Raw genomic sequence first — 14,391 nt, forward strand, 5'->3', positions numbered from 1 at the left:
GGCGGTATGCGCCGCTATGCGTCGGTGGCGACGGCGCGATGCTCCAGATACTCGGCGTTGGCGATGGCCCGGGCCACGGCATCGGCCATGGTCGACAGCAGCAGATCGCTTTTCGCAAAGGCGTAGACCGTGCCTTCGATGCCATACGGCGAGAATCCGGTGAGTTTCACCTTCGGGGCATACCGCGTGTTCGCAAGACCTTCCGTCTCCTTCGTGACGGCGGCGACGATATCCTGCTCCATCCGACTGATATCGGTGCCGGCTTTCGCGGTGAACGGCACCTGCACCAAGCATTCGTTGGACGGGTCGAGCTTTTCGAGCGAGGCGGTGTTCAGAATCGAATTCGGAATCACCATTTCGTTGCCGTTGCGCTCCTTGACAACGGTCTGGCGCCAGTTGATGTCTTTGACGATGCCCTTCGTGCCGGCGACGCTCACGTAGTCGCCGGGCTGGATCACGCGGCCGAGCATCAGGCCGAAGCCGCCGATTACATTGGCGATCGTGTCTTTCAGGCCTAGGGAGACGGCGAGACCTCCAATGCCGAGCGCGGTGAACAGGGTGGTCGGATTCACGCCGAATACCGGTTGCAGTACGGTCGCCGCCGCCAGCACCCATACGACCACGCGCAGGATATTCACGAAGATCGAGGCGTTCGGCACCTGCGAACGGTCGAGAATCCTGCGTACCACGCGTGTGAGCGCCTTGTCGAAGAAGAAGGCTATAAGCGCGACGATGGCGAGATATATCAGTCTTCCGTAGTTGTTTTGCAGCCATTTCCAAATGATTTCAAGCGGATCCATGTGGCTTAGTCTAACTCAGCCGGCATAAGCGCGGACACGGGCTAGAGTTGGGGTATGGGCAATGTTGTGGATTATGTGCGCTCGGAGTTCCGCACATTCGACGAGCTGGCATTCAGCAATGTCGATTCGCTGGTGCTGTCCGAACTGTCATACATGCGTCTTTCCGGCCTAGTGCCTACGTTCGAGACGGCCAAGTCGGTGGCGACCGTGCCGATTGCGCGGCTGCTGCGGGCCGAGGGCTATCCGGTTATGTTCGCTTCGAATTCCAACGATATGAATGATTATCGGCTCTCATTGCTGCGGGCCGTATGCGAATCGCCCCGCTTCCGCGGATTGCGCGTCGGCGAGTATGCCGAACGTCTCGATGAGCGCAGGGAACAGCAGTTCGCCGCAATGACGTTCGATCTGGGCGATTGCCCTCATGTCGCGGCTGCGCAGGACCGCGACGATTCCGCCGATTCGCCGACCGATGCGGCGGGGTTGCTGTACGTCGCCTTCCGAGGCACGGACGGCACGCTTGTCGGATGGAAGGAGGATTTCAACATGGCGGTGCGTTGCCCGGTACCGTCACAGGAATCCGCATACCGATATGTGGATTCGGTCATGGATCGTTCCTCCGGTTTCCTCTCCGCCTCCCCGGCTCCCGGCATCATGATCGGAGGGCATTCCAAAGGCGGCAATATGGCCACGTATGCGGCCATGCTGGTCGCGCAGCACGATATCGCACGATCCTGCGAACGTGCCCGGAATCTGGGGCTGATGCCGGCGCTGGGCGGTGCGGTGGAAGGCCGTAACGGCAGAATACGAAAGGTCTATTCGCATGATGGTCCCGGACTGCCGCAGGCCATGGTGGACGGTCAGGCCTACCGAGCCATCGGCCGACGAATCGATAAGACGGTACCGGAATCGTCGATTGTGGGCATGCTGTTGCAGACATCCGCGCGCTACACCGTGGTGAAGGCCGACGCCATCGGCATCATGCAGCATCTTGGCTCGAGTTGGCGGGTGACCGGCGGCGCGTTCGAACGGGCAAACGGGCTGTCGGGCGTCGCGCAGGTCATGAAGAGGACCATCGACGCGTGGCTGGAAACGGTAGGGCAGGAACAGCGCGAGCGGGCGATCAACCAGATCTATGAGATCTTCGCATCGACCGGGTATGCGAACATCGCCGATCTGACCGCGAATTGGACGGATTCACTGCCGAAGATCCTCGCCGCGGCCAAGAGCACGGACCGGGAAACCCGTACGTTCATTCTCGACGTACTCAAAGCCGTTCCGGCCAGCGCCGCCAAAGCCCTTGATCCACGTTAGCGTTTGCGGGAATCATGGCGGGACATGGCTTCGCGCAGGTGCCGTACGATACGGGAGTCCCGCACGGACGTCATGGTCGGGAACGCCTGGATCAGACGCTGCTGCTGCCAGCTCAGCACCTCACGCGCGTGCGCCTCGGTGGCGGCGAACCTCTCGTCGAACCGTTCGCGACCGCGGGCCTCATATTCTTCAAGCTCGCGTTGCAGACGGGTGATGCGGTTGTCGAAGCTCAACAGGCCGGCCAACGTGAACGAGACGTCGGTCACGAGCACAAGCGTGAATATGATCGTCAGAATATCCAAGGTGAGCGGCTGCCAGGAATCAAGTACGTCGGAAACCCACGGCTGCACATATTCCTTGACCACGGCCGCGCCGATGCCGAAGGCCAGGAATCCGTTCAGGTAGATGCGTCCGTTGATGTTGAACGGCTTGCCGGTGTAGTCCCACAGTCTCATATGGAACAGCTTCTCGACGGCCCACGATGAGAAGTACTCCAGCGTGCAGGCCAGCATGCCGGAACTGAGGAACAGTGCGATCGGATTGTCGACGTCATGCAGCAGGAAGATCACCGAGGCCGCCCCGAAACCGTATATCGGGCAGAGCGGGCCGTTCAGAATGCCCCGGTCGACCCATTTCCTGCGCAGGACCAGGTTCAGGCCGGTCTCCCATACCCAGCCGACCATGCTGTAGAACAGCCACCACAGGAAAATCTTTTCAATCGCAAATCGCATATTCGCAGGTTATACCTTTCGCGTCGGTTTGGTCGGACGGGGCGGCCGTCTCGCCGAAAGATGAAAAACTATGCGGTGGGCGAGCGGTGGTCCGGTTTTGTGCGGAAGGTCGCTGGGAAAATGCTGAATTTCGGATGGCGGAGGGAAAACCGACGCATAATGAAGGAAGCGCAGCCACCGGGGCGGCCATCGCAAAGATCCCTAATCGCAATGGCCGGCCTGATTTCGTAATGCCTCGGATGTCGGAAAGGAGCGGGAATGGGCAACATCATCGACTATGCACGTACCGAAACGCGCGGCTTCGACACGCTGCCGTTTCGCGCGGCCGACGCGCTCGTGCTGGCGCAGCTCTCGTATGACGACGTGCCCGAATGCGTGCCGACGCTTGACGAATTGTATGCGAGATACAGCACGTTCGCCAGCCGGTTGCAGGCGTTCTCGATCCGCAGGCCGATCTCATCGCTCAAGGCATTGTGGCGTGCGCCGTTCCATGGGGTGACCATTGCGCATGCCGATGATGAGCTGCATCACGAGCGTGCCGTGCCGGACCACGATGTCGAAAGCGTGGGGCTGGTCGATCCGCAGGTCACGCATGACTTCTACCGTGCGGTGGCGGCCAACCCGCGGTTTGCGGATGTGGAGATGAGCGCGTTCTGCGAACAGTTCGATGGCGGTGAGCAGACGCAGTTCGCGGCGGTGACCTACCGACTGCCGAACGGTACGTTGGTCGTGGCGTTCCGCGGCACCGACGATTCGCTGGTCGGGTGGAAGGAGGACTTCAACATGGCCTTCCAGTACCCGGTGCCGGCACAGGTCTCCGCGGCGGATTATCTGGGCAAGGTGGCGCAGCTGTGGCAGGGGCCGATCATGCTGACGGGCCATTCCAAAGGCGGCAATCTTGCCGTATACGCCGCCATGAACGCGCAGGACGAGGTGAAGGATCGCATCGTGCGCATCTATTCGCTGGACGGGCCCGGTTTCCCCGAAGAGGTGGTGCGCAGCTTCGAGTATGCGAGTGTGCATGAGCGGATCACCAAGATCGTGCCGGACTCCTCGGTGGTGGGCATGGTGCTTGAAACGCCGGAACGTTGCGTGGTGGTGAAATCCGATGTGGACGGCATCATGCAGCATTTCGCGTTCTCATGGCAGATGCATGGCGGTGAGTTCACGAAGGTCGAGGATGTGGCGAACAGTTCCGTGACATTCAACAAATCGCTTAATGATTGGCTTTCGGGTCTGTCCGAAGAGCAGCGCAGGCATGCCGTGGACGCGCTGTTCTCGGTGCTGGCGGCCTCCGGGGCCGACAACATCTCCGGCATGATGGCGGCCGGACCGAAGGTGATTCCCGAAATGCTCGGAACGTATGTGGGGCTCAGCGGAGAGGATAGGCGCAATGTCAATCAGGCGCTGATGATTCTGCTGCAGGCCGCGCTGGCACGCAACCCCAAGGTGCAGCGCAAGTAGCGGTACGGATGCCCTCTCCTTCGGATGGGGGCTGGGAAAATGCGACACGCATCGGAGAAGTGTTGTAGACAGTCTGTACAATAAAGAATAGGCATAGACATCGTGACTAATTAGATAGTTTTTTGGGGGGAATCATGCCACGTCCACGTCGGGATTCCGAAATACTGCCGGCCAAGGAACGTCTCGAAAACGCGTTCTGGGAACTGCTGTCCGAACGCAATTACCACAAGATCACCGTCACCGACATCGTGCGCACCGCGGACGTGAATCGCAATTCCTTCTACTATCACTTCTCCGGACTGCCGGAACTGGCCGATTCCGCCATCCTGCACGCGGTGGAGAACACGCCGATGCCCAGTCGCCCGGGCGTGAACTTCAATCCCGATGACGAATGGCGCAAGCACATCACCGCATTGCTGCGCGATCCCGATCAACGGCAGCGTCTGGACCGACTGGCCCTGCTCGCCGGTCCGCACAGTTCGCCGGAACTCATCGAATCGCTGCGTGATTTCGGGCGACTGACCATGATCAGCGTGCTCGGACTTGACGCCGACCATCTGGATCTCAAAACCGATCTGATGCTCGACTTCACCGTGGGTGGCATGCTCGCGGTGTTGCAACGCTGGCCGCAACTGCATGAGCAGCTGCCGATCGACACCGTGTTCAACGAGGACCTCGCCGTGCTCGCAGCGGGCATGTTCATGTCGATGTCCCGGTCGAACATGCTCGACTATTGGCGCAGGGTCTTCAGCAGCGGGTTCGTGCCGGGCCAGAGTGCCCGGCAATGATTCTGTCAGGTGACACCGTAACGTTCCGTTGCGGCTTTCGGTGGTAGAAACGAAAGAAACGTCTACGTTCGTTTACGAGAAAGCTCAACAGGGAGGTTGCCCATGATCAACGAAGCCTACAAGGCCATGCTCGGCGGAAAATCCGTGATCCGCGAACTCAGCGAGTATGCGACCGCACGTGGCGCCGAAATCGGCTACGAGAACGTGCTCGACTATTCGCTGGGCAATCCGAGCGTGCCGTGCCCGCAGCGCTTCACCGACGCGATGACCGACCTGTACGCCACCGCCGAACCGGTGGCGTTGCACGGCTATTCGCCGTCGTTGGGCATTCCGTCGGTGCGTGAGGCGATCGCCGAGAGCCTGAACCGTCGCTTCGGCATGGACTATACCGCCGATCACATCTTCCCGACCACGGGTGCGGCGGGCGCATTGGCGCATGCGCTGCGCGTAGTGACCAAGCCGGGCGATGAGGTGATCACCTTCGCGCCGTATTTCCCGGAATACCAGCCGTACGTGGACGGCACCGGCGCACATCTGACCGTGGTGCCGGCCGATACGGAAAACTTCCAGATCAATTTCGAGGCATTCGAGGCCGCGATGAACCCGACCGTGGCCGCGGTGCTCATCAATACGCCGAACAATCCGTCGGGAGCCGTGTACCGCGCCGAGACGTTGACGCGCCTGGCCGAGTTCCTGCGCGCGAAGCAGGCCGAGTATGGCCACGACATCTTCCTGATCTCCGATGAGCCGTATCGCGAAATCGTATTCGATGGCGGCAGCCAGCCGTATCCGAGCAGGTTCTACGACAATACGCTCTCGTGCTATTCGTATTCCAAGTCGCTGAGCCTGCCGGGCGAACGCATCGGCTATGTGGCGGTGAACCCGCGCGCCACCGATGCCGAGCTGATCGTGCCGATGTGCGGCCAGGTCAGCCGTGGAACGGGGCATAACTGCCCGAGCTCCAGCATCCAGCTGGGTGTGGCCAAGGTGGTCGATGAGACCAGCGATCTTTCCGTGTATGAAACGAACATGAACCTGCTGTACGATGCGCTCACCCGTCTCGGCTTCGAAGTGGTGCGCCCCGGCGGCACGTTCTACATCTTCCCGAAGGCGTTGGAGGATGATGCGAACGCCTTCTGCATGAAGGCCAAGGACTACGACCTGATTCTCGTGCCGTCCGATAGTTTCGGCGTGCCGGGCTACTTCCGTATGGCTTACTGCATCGATACAGAGAAGGTGGAGCGTTCCATCGCCGCGCTCGAGAGGTTCGTGCACGAGGTGTACGGCCGTTGACGGATGCGAATGCCCCCCTCTGACGAGGGGGCATTCATTCATTCATTATCCGTTGTGTTTCGGCATGTCACCGCTCAGTGGGTGGCGATTTCGTCGACCTTGGTGACATGGCCGCCGAACTGGGCGCGCATGGTGGACACCACACGCAGAATGTCGTCCGCGCCGCCGCGCGAGGTCTGGCGGGAATACAGTGCGGCCGCGGTCGCCGGTGTGGGCACGCCCAGCTCGAGGGCCGCCTCGATCATCCACTTCGCCTCACCGGATTCATTGGCGACCGGCGGCATGGATTCAAGCGTCGGGTCGGTTCTGAAGGCGATCGCCAGCAGGTCCAACAGCCACGATTGCACCACCGATCCGTCGCGCCAGGAAGACATCACGGCCGCGGGGTCCTCAACCAGCTCGGACCTCACCATGGTGGCGAAGCCCTCGCCGAACGCCTGCATCATGCCGTATTCGATGCCGTTGTGCACCATTTTGGCGAAATGTCCGCCGCCGACCGGTCCGGCCAGCACCAGGCCGGAATCGCCTTCGGGCTTCAGCGCCTCGAAAACCGGGCGTGTCGTTGCGAAATCCTCCTTGCTGCCGCCTGCCATCAATGCGTATCCACGGTCGATGCCCCACACGCCGCCGGAGACGCCGCAGTCCATGAATCGAATGCCCTTGCCTTCGAGCTGCGCCGCATGGCGGGCGTCATCGGTGTAGCGCGAGTTGCCGCCGTCGATGACCATATCGCCGGGTTCAAGCAGCTCGGCCAAAGCGTTCACGGTGACGTCGGTCGCCTCGCCGGCCGGCACCATGACCCATACGATGCGCGGAGCGTCGAGCGCGCGGACCAATGCTTCCAGGCTGTCGACGGTGCGGTCTGATGCGGGCGAACGGTCGTAGCCGACGACTTCGATGCCTGCCTCGGCGATGCGCTTCGCCATATTGCCGCCCATTCGGCCGAGACCAATCATTCCGAGCTGCATGATGTTCTTCTTTCTACTGTTGGGATAGGGGTTTGGGTATGGGTTGTGAAATATGGATCCGGTCGGTGGCGTGCAGGTGATGTATGGAAGGTTGCCGCCCGCCTCGCCTTCCCTGGCCTTCCGCAACGCAGGAAAAGAAGGCTGCGGAAGACGGGACGGACGGCAAGTATTGTCATAGGATCAGCGAGAGCGCCATCACTCCGCCAAGTCCGACGACCGATAGCACGGTCTCCATCAGCGACCAGGTCTTCAGCGTCTGGCCGACGGTCATGCCGAAATATTCCTTGACCAGCCAGAAGCCGGCGTCGTTGAGGTGCGAGAAGAATACGGATCCGGCGCCGATGGCAAGCACGAGCAGTGCGAGATGCGTCGGGCTCATGCCGGTGGCGAGCGGCACCATGATGCCGGATGCGGTGACGGTGGCGACGGTCGCCGAACCGGTGGCGAGACGGATGAGCACGGCCACCAACCAGCCTGCGATCAGCGGGTTCATGGCGGATTCGGTGATCGAGTTGGCGATCACGTCGCCGATGCCGGAATCGACCAGGGTCTGCTTGAAGCCACCGCCTGCGGCGACGATCAGGATGATGCCGGCGACCGAACTGAACGACTGCCCGACCATGCCGTTGACCGCATCGCGGGTGAATTTCTGCATGTAGCCGAGTACGACCATCGCAAAGATGGTGGTGATCAGCAGTGCGACAAGCGGCGTGCCGAGGAATGCCAGCGCACGGCCCCACACGGTTTCGCTCTGGCCGGTCAGATCGACCACGCTGGCGGCGAGCATGAGCACGACCGGCAGCAGGATCACGGTGATGGCCGCGGCGAAGGACGGGCGGTTTTCCGCGGATTTCGGAGCTTCGGCCTCGGCTTTGTTCTCGGGGGCGGCGATCGGCACCCACCTGGTGGCGAGCTTGCCGAACAGCGGGCCGGCGATGATCACGGTCGGGATGGCCACGAGCAAGCCAAGCGCCAGCGTGATGCCGAGATTCGCGTTCAGCGCGCCGATGGCGGTGAGTGGACCGGGGTGCGGCGGCACGAAGGCGTGCAGGGTGGACAGGCCGGCAAGTGCCGGAATGCCCAGCAGAATCACCGGGGTCTTGGCACGGCGGGCGGCGAAGAGCACCACCGGAATCAGAATGACCACGCCGACTTCAAAGAACATCGGGATGCCGACGATGAACGCGATCAGCGCCATGGCCCACGGCAGGCGCCGCAGTGGCGTCTTATCCATGATGGTGTCGACGATGGTGTCCGCGCCGCCCGATTTGAACAGGATCGTGCCGATGATCGAGCCGAATGCGATGAGCAGGCCCACGTTGGAGATCGTCGAGCCGACGCCGGACGTGAAGCTGTCGAACGCCTTGTCGTACTCCACCCCCGCGCATACGGCCATGGCGAACGAGCCGGCCAGGAGCGAAAGGAACGGATGCACCTTGCATACCGCGATCAGTAGGACGATGATGGCGATGCCGATGATCGCCGCGGCTATGAGATTCATGAATCCTCCTCGATTCACATGCTGCGTTGCTTGGAAAAGACGGGATTGGTACGGGGATTGTCGCGGAGCCTAGGCGGCCTGCTGCCGGGGCTGTGCGGTGACGGATCGTGCGGTGATGGATCGCACGTACTCATTCAGGGCGTCGAGCGCCCGTTCCACCATGTCGTCCACGCTGCCTTCGATGGAGACCTCCACACCGTTCTCGTCGGGGGAGAGCGGTTCGAGGATGGCGAACTGGCTCGGTAGAAGCGCCGGTGGCATGAAGTGCCCCTTGCGTTCGGTCAGGCGTTGCTGGATGAGTTCCTGCGTGCCGTTGAGGTGGATGAAGAAGGTCGGTACGTTTTCGGCCAGTACTTCGCGGTAGCTGCGCTTCAGCGCGGAGCTGGAGACCACGGTGTTCTCGCCGAGCGCCTCGCGTGCCACCATCCACTTGTTGATGACCTGCAGCCAGGGCCAGCGATCCTCGTCGGTCAGGGGAATGCCGGCGGACATCTTATCGATATTGGCCTGTGGGTGGAAGTCGTCGCCCTCGGCGTACGCATAGCCGAGCCGTTCGTGAATCGCCTCCGCGACGGTGGATTTGCCGCAGCCGGCAACGCCCATCACCACTACGTGAATGCTCATTGTCGCTCTCCTTCAAGTGTTTGCCTGCCGTTGCCGCTTCGCATCAGCATTGAGCATACTTTAAATCTTAAAAGTAGTATTTGTCAAATCAAAAGTACTACGAAATTATAAAATCGTGTGACTTGGTATGATTCGGGTAGTACAAATGGCGGAAATCATGCGAAGGAAGGTCTGCGGAGCAAACCGCGCAAGTACACGGTTTTCGCCATGATGCATGACGTTCCGGCATGCCCGTGCATGCATGCCGGAACAAGTCGGAGGCGGAGGAGAGGGAACATGGCTGAAATCGTCGAAAACGCAGGCGGCGAACTGATGCAGGATTCGGTAAGCCGAACATTGGCCATCGAAATGCTCGACGGCGTGTGGCCGGCCGGCGACAGTCTGACGTTGGAAGACATGCAGAGCCGCTTCGGCATCTCCCGAACCGTGGCGCGTGAAGTCGCGAAGACGCTCGAGTCCCTCAGCGCCGTCTGGGTGCGCAGGCGCGTCGGTCTCGTGGCGCGCCCGTTCGACGAGTGGCAGGCGCTCAATCGTCAGGTCATCGAATGGAGACTGCACTCCACGCAACGTGAGCAGCAGCTGTACTCGCTTACCGAGCTGCGACTGGCCGTGGAACCGGCCGCGGCCGCCTCGGCGGCACGCCTTGCGCCAATCGACGTCAAGGCGAAATTCCCCGTCTACGCGGCGCAGATGCGACAGGTCGCGGAAGCCAATGACGAGGGCGAGGACGGGCTGGCGCGATTCCATGATCTGGATGTGGAATTCCACAGCCTGATTCTGCGCGAAAGCGGCAATGAACTGTTCGCGGCGCTCGCCGACACCATCGCCACCGTGCTGCGCGGACGAGTGGAACTGGGCAAATACCCGATGAAGCCGAAGCCGGCGGCGCTCGACGCCCATGACGCCGTGGCCGACGCCATCGCCAAAGGCGAACCGGAGCGTGCCCGCACGGCCATGCTCGACATCGTCGATGAAGTGGCCCGCGCGCTCAAATTCTTCTAGGAACGCGCGAACACGGGCATGCCCGTACGCATGCGGGGCGCCTCGTCATGGGCTTATAGTCCCCGTTGTTTGAGCTCGGCGACGAGTTGCACATAGAACTCGCGCACGTCGAATCCGGGAATGTTCTCGCGGTTCAGGTCGATCATGTCGGCGTGCGAGATGCCGCGATTGCCTTGCGGCTCAATCCATGTGAAGCTCTCGCCCCAAGGGAACGAAGGCTGGGCCACCAAACCGTCGTTCGGGCCGTCGAACCATTTGACCAGCGGGTAGGTGAAATTCAACGGAAACTTGCCGGTGGTCGCCCGCTTCAGGCGCGAGCCGACGCTACGGCACACTATGCCCGCGAACCGACCGTTGTTCAGCGGTTCCGCCATGGGCCGCCGAGTGGCCTGTGCGTCGAACCGCTGCGGCGGAATCGCGGAATCGGACTGCATTTCGGCGTTGAGCCTTGCACAGCTGGCCTGCGTGAGATCGCGCACGGCGGCCATGAAATCCGGTTGGGTGTCGCCAAGCCGTACGGCAGCGGCATTATAGGCGGCCTCCACCTGATGCTGAACGGCCTCGGGAATGTTCGACAACAGATAGTCGGCGAAACCGCAGCCGCGATGCGGCGTGTTGATGGTGGTCAACGAGGCGACGAAAGGTGCGGCCCCACAGCAGGCAATCGCGTAACGCATATCGATTCCGCCCTTGGAATGCGCGATCACATGCACCTTGCCGCAACCGGTCTCCTCCACGATGCGCCGAATGCGTTCGGTCAGCTCATGCGCACTGTCGCGCACGGACGCCGCCGACTGATGGTTGCCGTAATGGATGGTCGCGCCGTTCCTCTGCAGTTCGTCGGGAATGCGCCCCCAGTAATTGAGCACGTTCGAATCGCGGAAGAACACGCCGTGCACCAGCAGAATCGGGTATTTCGTGGCGCAGATCCGGTCGGCCTTGCGATCGGCGTCAAGCCGTTCCTTCGCCTCCTCGAACGTGACCTCCGCGTCGGTGGTGCGAATGATCTTGACGAGCGCGACCAGATTGACGACCGGAATCCAGCCGCAGATCAGACCGATGGTGCGGATCCTAAGACCGAGCTGCACGGAACTGACGTAAACGGCGATCATGCCGCGCCAGAACAGCAGGCTCTCCACCAGAAAACAGGCGATCGCACCGCCGAGCCACAGTCCCCAATCCGAAGGGATCAGGCGAAAGGCAAGTGCGGCCTGCGCGACGACCGAGAACGCGGCCGACCACCAGAACGCCTTCAACGCCGCCGTTCCGCGGTAACAGGTTTTCAGGTTGCGCGCCCGCAACGTTTTCGGATGCATCGGATTGCCGGGAATCGCAATCACCGCAGCGGCCGCGGCGATCGCGCCCGCAATGTCGACCGCCAGCACGGCGCCATCGAGATGGGCGCTCGCCAGCGGAAACACGCTGTTCGCGACCGCTGCGGCGACGACTATGTCGATGGCCAGCCACAGTGTCTCCGTCGTTGTGTTGCGTTGCATGCATCCAGATTACGGCAGGGCGTTGGCCGTGGGCGTACGGCTCTACAGATTCGTGTCGACGGTCCGTTGCAGGTCGTCGACGATCGCCTGCAGCGTGCCGCCGAGCAGGTCGACGTCGGTGAACATGGCGCCGAACAGCGTGCCCAGATTGGCCTCGAAATCCTTCGGCAGGATTTCGCAATTGCGGGAGGCGAGCTTTTCAAGATGTTTCTCGCCGGGGTGCGTGAGCCGGTTCAACGCGAAGATCACATCGAAATAGGATTCCATGAACGCGGCCACACGGTGATTCACGGCGACTTCGTCGCCACGGCTCGCGGCCTTGCGGATCTGTGCGTCATATGATGGCAAATTGCCGTGCAGCAGCCGCATATTGCGTTCGATGATATTGCGCCGCAGCGGCTCCGGGAACGGGACGGTGAAACGCCTCTGGGCCGCCGAGAACCGGCCGTTTCTGTCGAAGACGTTCATACTGGTGATCATGTTGTGCCACAGGCATGTCGTATAGCCGTTGCTGGCGTGGAAGCGTTCGACCACGTCGGCGACGCTGTTCGTGAAGGAATCGAGGTCGCGGTACAGGATGTCGACGTCGGTGCCGTCGTTCAGCGTGCAGTCGTCTTCGTTCTCCCAGAAGCCATTGTCGATCTCCGCATGGCTGCAGTAGCCGGACAACAGCTTTTCGCGGCGCTTCGTCGGCACGGGCGCGGTCACATACAGGTAGACGTCGTAATCCGACCTCTCGTCGGCGTTGCCGGTCGCACGCGAACCGCCCAACGCGATCGCTTCGACCTCGGGCCAATCATGCATTGCCTCGAACAGTTCCTCTACGGATGACATCGTTTACCTCTCTATGCCTCTTCATTGAGTGACGCCTCGTCGCGCCATCGCTGCAAACGTTTGACATCCTAGCACACGGAACGGGGAGCGCGGCCTTCCGTTCCATGTGCGGCGGCATGCGGCGGCCCATGATGGCTCGGCTATGCGCGGGTCGGATCCTTCTGCAGGAACAGGAACACGAGGGCCACGACCAGCAGAATCGCGATGGAGAGCACGCCGAGCGAGGCGTTGCCGGTGACCGACGTGGTGGTGGCCACCAGGAAGGTGCCGATGATCGAGGCCGTCTTGCCGAAGATATCGTAGAAGCCGTAGTACTCGTTGGCATGCCGTTTGGGGATGATCTTGCCGTAATACGAGCGGGAGAGGGCTTGGATGCCGCCTTGGAACATGCCGACGAGAATCGCGAGAATCCAGAATTCCGTGGCGGAACGCAGGAAGAACGATGCGAAGAACACAATGCACATGTAGGCGATCACGGCAGCGGTGATCATGGTTTTCGCGCCGAAGCGGTCGGCCAGCCTGCCATAGACGATGGCGCTCGGGAAAGCGACGAACTGCGTGACGAGCAGTGCGATGACCAACTGCGTGGAGTCGATGCCGAGCTGTGTGCCGTATGAGGTGCTCATGGAGATCACCGTGTTGACGGCATCGATGTAGAAGAAGAATGCGATCATGAACATCCACAGCGGCTTGTTCCTGCGGATCGCGCGGAATGTGGAGGCCAGTTCGGAGAAGGTGTGGCGGATCGCCTCGCCGGCCCGGTCGGCGGTGGCGCGGTAGTGTACCTGCCTGTAGCTGGCAAGCAGCGGAATGGTGAACGCCGCCCACCAGGCGGCGGTGATCACGAACGAGGCACGGGTGCAGGCCACGGTGGTCCAGCCGAACAGGCCCGGCCCGCCGAAGATGAGCGCGATGCACACGATGAACGGCACGGTGGAGCCGATGTACCCCCAGGCGTAGCCGTGCGAGGAGACACGGTCCATGCGCTCGTTGGTGGTGGTGTCGACCAGCATGGAGTCGTAGAAGGTGAGCGAACCGTTGAGACCGATGGTGGCCAGCACGCATACGATGAGGAATGCGAGCCAGCCGAGCGGCAGCGCCATCGCGCAGCACATGACCACGCCGGTGAGGAAGAATCCGGTGAAGAACCTGATCTTCATCCCCTGGACGTCGGCGATGGAACCGAGCAGCGGCATGAGCACGGCGATGACCAGCGATGCGATGGTCTGCGCATACCCCCATGTCGACACGATGTTCGTCTCGCCCGCCGCCTTGAGCAACGAATTCGCGTAGATCGGCACCACGGCCGTGGAAAGCAGGACGAATGCGGAATTGCCGACGTCGTAGACGATCCACTGCTTTTCGCGGGTGGTCATCTTCGCGTTCGCCTCCGGCGGTTCCGAGGTGGTGTCGGCAGTGGTGTTGTGCGTCATACGCTGACTCTTTTCGGCTGAATGTCAGTTCCATGGTGTCCTATTCATCTTAGGGCCGACGGAAGCGGCCGCCGCCTGCGCGAGATGAACAACGGATGAACGTACATGCCGATGACGGGGTGCCGCTGTGGAAGATTATCGGCGAA

Annotated in this window: 13 protein-coding genes; 5 read left to right on the forward strand and 8 right to left on the reverse strand. The window is 61.5% G+C overall.

Annotated elements, in window-relative coordinates; translation table 11 throughout:
- Nucleotides 1-14 precede the first annotated feature (14 nt).
- Nucleotides 15-800 carry a mechanosensitive ion channel family protein gene (locus tag BMOU_RS07830; RefSeq protein ID WP_034876468.1) on the reverse strand — a complete coding sequence of 262 codons (786 nt, stop codon included), beginning with the start codon at nucleotides 798-800 and terminating at the stop codon, nucleotides 15-17.
- Nucleotides 801-854: 54 nt separating this feature from the next.
- Between BMOU_RS07830 and BMOU_RS07835 the strand changes: the two genes are divergently transcribed.
- The gene (locus BMOU_RS07835; protein WP_034876470.1) at nucleotides 855-2,111 is read left to right on the forward strand and encodes an Mbeg1-like protein; all 1,257 of its coding nucleotides are present in this window, start codon (nucleotides 855-857) and stop codon (nucleotides 2,109-2,111) included.
- Here the strand turns inward: BMOU_RS07835 and BMOU_RS07840 are convergent.
- Complete coding sequence (locus BMOU_RS07840; RefSeq protein ID WP_034876472.1) at nucleotides 2,108-2,842, reverse strand: putative ABC transporter permease; 735 nt, start codon at nucleotides 2,840-2,842, stop codon at nucleotides 2,108-2,110. The genes BMOU_RS07835 and BMOU_RS07840 overlap by 4 nt on opposite strands.
- A 258-nt stretch (nucleotides 2,843-3,100) precedes the next feature.
- Here BMOU_RS07840 and BMOU_RS07845 point away from each other — a divergent pair, with 258 nt between their 5' ends.
- The 3 genes from BMOU_RS07845 (at nucleotide 3,101) to BMOU_RS07855 (ending at nucleotide 6,387) form a co-directional block, all read left to right on the forward strand.
- Nucleotides 3,101-4,306, forward strand: a complete 1,206-nt coding sequence (locus tag BMOU_RS07845; protein ID WP_034876475.1) for a DUF2974 domain-containing protein — start codon at nucleotides 3,101-3,103, stop codon at nucleotides 4,304-4,306.
- Nucleotides 4,307-4,440: 134 nt separating this feature from the next.
- Nucleotides 4,441-5,094, forward strand: a complete 654-nt coding sequence (locus BMOU_RS07850; RefSeq protein ID WP_034876477.1) for a TetR/AcrR family transcriptional regulator — start codon at nucleotides 4,441-4,443, stop codon at nucleotides 5,092-5,094.
- Between the two features lie 102 nt (nucleotides 5,095-5,196).
- Nucleotides 5,197-6,387, forward strand: a complete 1,191-nt coding sequence (locus BMOU_RS07855) for a pyridoxal phosphate-dependent aminotransferase (RefSeq protein ID WP_034876479.1) — start codon at nucleotides 5,197-5,199, stop codon at nucleotides 6,385-6,387.
- 74 nt (nucleotides 6,388-6,461) lie between these two features.
- Here BMOU_RS07855 and gnd read toward each other — a convergent pair whose 3' ends face one another.
- From gnd to BMOU_RS07870, 3 genes are all read right to left on the reverse strand, one after another.
- Nucleotides 6,462-7,355, reverse strand: a complete 894-nt coding sequence (gene gnd, locus BMOU_RS07860; RefSeq protein WP_034876481.1) for a phosphogluconate dehydrogenase (NAD(+)-dependent, decarboxylating) — start codon at nucleotides 7,353-7,355, stop codon at nucleotides 6,462-6,464.
- Between the two features lie 172 nt (nucleotides 7,356-7,527).
- Nucleotides 7,528-8,856: a GntP family permease gene (locus tag BMOU_RS07865; RefSeq protein ID WP_034876483.1), complete on the reverse strand. Its 1,329-nt coding sequence runs from the start codon at nucleotides 8,854-8,856 to the stop codon at nucleotides 7,528-7,530.
- Nucleotides 8,857-8,925: 69 nt separating this feature from the next.
- The gene (locus BMOU_RS07870; RefSeq protein ID WP_034876485.1) at nucleotides 8,926-9,480 is read right to left on the reverse strand and encodes a gluconokinase; all 555 of its coding nucleotides are present in this window, start codon (nucleotides 9,478-9,480) and stop codon (nucleotides 8,926-8,928) included.
- A 276-nt stretch (nucleotides 9,481-9,756) separates the two neighbouring features.
- On the opposite strand from BMOU_RS07870, the gene BMOU_RS07875 reads away from it, so the two are divergent.
- Nucleotides 9,757-10,482, forward strand: coding sequence for a FadR/GntR family transcriptional regulator (locus BMOU_RS07875; RefSeq protein ID WP_034876487.1), 726 nt, complete (start codon nucleotides 9,757-9,759; stop codon nucleotides 10,480-10,482).
- 53 nt (nucleotides 10,483-10,535) lie between these two features.
- On the opposite strand, the gene BMOU_RS07880 is transcribed toward BMOU_RS07875, so the two are convergent.
- The 3 genes from BMOU_RS07880 to BMOU_RS07890 all read right to left on the reverse strand — a co-directional run bounded on the left by BMOU_RS07880 (nucleotide 10,536) and on the right by BMOU_RS07890 (nucleotide 14,245).
- Complete coding sequence (locus BMOU_RS07880; RefSeq protein ID WP_034876489.1) at nucleotides 10,536-11,978, reverse strand: esterase/lipase family protein; 1,443 nt, start codon at nucleotides 11,976-11,978, stop codon at nucleotides 10,536-10,538.
- A 42-nt stretch (nucleotides 11,979-12,020) separates the two neighbouring features.
- A complete protein-coding gene (locus BMOU_RS07885) occupies nucleotides 12,021-12,812 on the reverse strand; it encodes a DUF4037 domain-containing protein (protein WP_034876491.1) in 792 nt (263 codons plus the stop codon).
- Nucleotides 12,813-12,952: 140 nt separating this feature from the next.
- A complete protein-coding gene (locus BMOU_RS07890; protein ID WP_034876493.1) occupies nucleotides 12,953-14,245 on the reverse strand; it encodes an MFS transporter in 1,293 nt (430 codons plus the stop codon).
- Between the last annotated feature and the right edge of the window lie 146 nt (nucleotides 14,246-14,391).

Source organism: Bifidobacterium moukalabense DSM 27321, from assembly GCF_000522505.1.
GTDB classification, from domain to species: Bacteria; Actinomycetota; Actinomycetes; order Actinomycetales; family Bifidobacteriaceae; genus Bifidobacterium; species Bifidobacterium moukalabense.

Coding starts and splice junctions, on each gene's coding strand:
- BMOU_RS07830 (WP_034876468.1), bottom strand. CDS start 800: ATGGATCCGCTTGAAATCATTTGGAAATGGCTGCAAAACAACTACGGA.
- BMOU_RS07835 (WP_034876470.1), top strand. CDS start 855: ATGGGCAATGTTGTGGATTATGTGCGCTCGGAGTTCCGCACATTCGAC.
- BMOU_RS07840 (WP_034876472.1), bottom strand. CDS start 2,842: ATGCGATTTGCGATTGAAAAGATTTTCCTGTGGTGGCTGTTCTACAGC.
- BMOU_RS07845 (WP_034876475.1), top strand. CDS start 3,101: ATGGGCAACATCATCGACTATGCACGTACCGAAACGCGCGGCTTCGAC.
- BMOU_RS07850 (WP_034876477.1), top strand. CDS start 4,441: ATGCCACGTCCACGTCGGGATTCCGAAATACTGCCGGCCAAGGAACGT.
- BMOU_RS07855 (WP_034876479.1), top strand. CDS start 5,197: ATGATCAACGAAGCCTACAAGGCCATGCTCGGCGGAAAATCCGTGATC.
- gnd (WP_034876481.1), bottom strand. CDS start 7,355: ATGCAGCTCGGAATGATTGGTCTCGGCCGAATGGGCGGCAATATGGCG.
- BMOU_RS07865 (WP_034876483.1), bottom strand. CDS start 8,856: ATGAATCTCATAGCCGCGGCGATCATCGGCATCGCCATCATCGTCCTA.
- BMOU_RS07870 (WP_034876485.1), bottom strand. CDS start 9,480: ATGAGCATTCACGTAGTGGTGATGGGCGTTGCCGGCTGCGGCAAATCC.
- BMOU_RS07875 (WP_034876487.1), top strand. CDS start 9,757: ATGGCTGAAATCGTCGAAAACGCAGGCGGCGAACTGATGCAGGATTCG.
- BMOU_RS07880 (WP_034876489.1), bottom strand. CDS start 11,978: ATGCAACGCAACACAACGACGGAGACACTGTGGCTGGCCATCGACATA.
- BMOU_RS07885 (WP_034876491.1), bottom strand. CDS start 12,812: ATGTCATCCGTAGAGGAACTGTTCGAGGCAATGCATGATTGGCCCGAG.
- BMOU_RS07890 (WP_034876493.1), bottom strand. CDS start 14,245: ATGACGCACAACACCACTGCCGACACCACCTCGGAACCGCCGGAGGCG.